General features: G+C 43.6%; 2 protein-coding genes. Both read right to left on the bottom strand.

Going from position 1 to position 3,057, the window contains the following annotated elements; genetic code table 11:
- Positions 1-701: 701 nt before the first annotated feature.
- Positions 702-1,613 carry a vitamin K epoxide reductase family protein gene (locus QUB30_RS33195; protein WP_333342529.1) on the bottom strand — a complete coding sequence of 304 codons (912 nt, stop codon included), beginning with the start codon at positions 1,611-1,613 and terminating at the stop codon, positions 702-704.
- A 70-nt stretch (positions 1,614-1,683) separates the two neighbouring features.
- The coding region (locus QUB30_RS33190) for a heavy metal translocating P-type ATPase (RefSeq protein ID WP_333342526.1) at positions 1,684-3,057 on the bottom strand (1,374 nt) is incomplete at its 5' end.

Raw genomic sequence — 3,057 nt, 5'->3', positions numbered from 1 at the left:
CACAGTTAGGACATTCTGACAGCAAGCGTAACTGATGCCGTAGCTTGCGGGGCGGAACGCCATCGCACCCCTGCATCCTTTTAAACTGCTAGATGAATTATTTTCTATTCTTAAAGAAGTTTCTACACGGGCTGCTGCATGAGGCACAGCAGTAAAACCTGGGGCGTTACACATAATCTCACCTGAAGCCCAATTGTGATTGCAGTGAAACCTGGCTTTTTGTGCTGAGGAACGCGGGGAGTGGCAGTTTTCCTCGCTCTTGAATGTTTAAAATCCAAGATAGCCGGCGATCGCCACTCTCGGATTACAGCGATCACACAATATCAAGAGAATCCTTAGCCCTATACCTCTTCTTTTAACCCATCCTCAAAAAGCATCCGCACTTGGGTTCACTTTCTTGCGCCCCGTCTTTTGTGCCAACATCGACAGTTTACGACGATAAAAGCCCCAGAGTTGCTGCCAATCTCCAACGAATGCCCGAAAATCGTATTCGTCTCATCCGACTTTAGTTTCTCTCAGGAACAGAAACAATCAACAGTTTCTGTTCCTGAGAAAGTAACAAACTATAATCGATCGCCCATTAGCTACAACCGCACGATTACCATAAATATAAAATTGTGTATTTTTTCATACCTTAAACCGAGATGCGTGCGATCGACTACGATTAGGTCGATCGCCAAAAATCACTCTTGTCAACGTTCCTAATTAGAAAGGTTTCTAAATTCGCGAGTTCCCTGATAACCTGATAAATCAGCTAACTCCTGCAAAGATTTTTGCCCTGAGTAAAACTTACCATTAATTTCCCAAGTAGGAGTACCCTGAATCTTGGCAGCTTCACAAAGATCTCGGCGAGCATTTTTTCCTTGCGGGTTGCACTCAATATAATTGAGGATGCCAGCCGCTTCTTTGCCAAAACTTTCCTTCTGCATTTGGCAGTGATCGCAGGTAAAAGAGCCGTACATTTTAGCTCCCACTCTTTTTAAATGTCGGGCTAAAGCAATTTCTGAAGTACCAGAGGATGTTGTAGTGTTCATACTTGTTTCCTTAGCTGTACCGAGATTATTGACATCGGCATACAGAGCCAGAGAGGAAATCAGCACTAACATAGACACCAGAATCCCTATAAAAAATAGTTGCCCGATATCATCCCATTCGCGACCGATTAATGCTAAGACAAACAAGCTAGTTGCAAACAAAGCAGAAGCAATACAGTAAATACAAGCTGCTTTAATATCAACAGCCAGTACATACATCAGATAGCCGCTGAAAATCGTCATAGCTGTGCTACCAGCAAACAGAAATAGTCCCGTCCAAGACTCTAACTTAGAGCGGAGACTCTTCTGTTCTGCTGGATTAACAAGTAGGGGAGCTACGGCAAAAACTATCATGCTCAAGTAGCCCAAAAAACCGAACAAAGAAAGAGGCAAACCAAAGACATAGGCATAGGGACTCGAAAGCACGATATCGCAGCCTTCGATCGGACAAACTGCCGTTCCGTTGGATAACTTGACCACTGTTAGATAAGCAGTGATCGCAGCCCCTATCGAGGCAATTCCTGCCGTGATGGGACGAGAATAGCGGTGAATCCAAGGCTGAGAACGTTGACGACGCATAGTATATTTGACCTCAAAATGTATGTTTCAATTGTGGCGTAAGTTCGGCAATGCCCGCCCAGCGAACACTCTATTTCAAAACTCTAGTCGCATTGAAAATTGCTGCTAAAGCGACCCCAACATCGGCAAAAACGGCCTCCCACATTGTAGCTAACCCAAAAGCACCAAAAGCAATAAATATGCCTTTGACTAACATGGCAAAAATAATATTTTGCCAAACAATATTGTGAGTCTTTCGGGCAATTTGAATGGCTTCAGCTACTTTTGACGGTGCATCGGTCATAATTACAACATCGGCAGTTTCGATCGCCGCATCCGAACCCAAACCCCCCATCGCTATGCCCACATCAGCCCTAGCAAGCACAGGTGCATCATTAATTCCGTCTCCCACAAAGACAATTTTCTCGCCTTTTTTAGATTGGGAGATCAGTTTTTCGATCGCCTCTACTTTTCCTTCAGGTAATAACTCAGCTAAGTAGGAATCTAAACCGAGCTTTTTCGCAACACTCTCAGCTACAGCTTGATTATCTCCTGTTAGCATCACGATTCGATCGACACCGACTTTCTTGAGATCGCGAATAGCCTGTACTGCGTCTTCCTTAAGCTCGTCAGCAATTAAAATGTAGCCAGCGTAGCGGTTGTTTACTGCTAAATGGACGATCGTACCTTCAGCATTGCAGACATCGTGAGGGATATTTTCTCGGTGCAGCAAACGGTCATTTCCCGCCAGCACAATTTGATTACTTAATTTTGCTCGAATGCCGTGTCCCGCTATTTCTTCGTAATCTTTCACATCCGATGAATCTATCTTTCCGCCGTAAGCTTCCATAATAGATTTCGCGACAGGGTGATTTGACTGAGATTCTACTTTAGCAGCTATTTCCATTAACTCAGATTGTGAAAAACCCTTTGTAGGTACAATTTGTGCTACTTTAAAAACTCCTTTTGTCAAAGTTCCTGTTTTGTCAAAAACAACTGTCTTGACTGCTGTCAGGGTATCTAAAAAAGTCGAGCCTTTAACCAAAATCCCGCGCTTGGCTGCACCGCCAATTCCCCCAAAGTATCCCAAAGGAATGCTAATAACTAATCCGCAAGGGCAGGAAATAACTAACAAGACTAGGGCGCGGTAAACCCACAATAATCTGTCTGCATTAGTTGCTCCTGAAATGAACAAAGGCGGAATTAAAGCTACTGCTAGCGATGCAAATACTACAAACGGCGTGTAGTAACTAGCAAATTTGGTGATAAATTTCTCAGTTTCAGCTTTTTTGCTTCTGGCATTTTCTACTAATTCCAGAATTCGGGAGATTGAAGATTCACCAAAGAGTTTGGTAACTTTGACGGTGAGAACTCCTGTCTGGTTAATAGTTCCTGCTAAAACTGTTTCTCCAACTTTCACGGTTCGAGGTACTGATTCTCCAGTTAGTGCAGATGTGTCAATCTG

Source organism: Microcoleus sp. BROC3 (assembly GCF_036702515.1).
Taxonomy (GTDB): Bacteria; Cyanobacteriota; Cyanobacteriia; order Cyanobacteriales; family Microcoleaceae; genus Microcoleus.
This window is presented reverse-complemented; position numbering and strand designations above follow the sequence as displayed.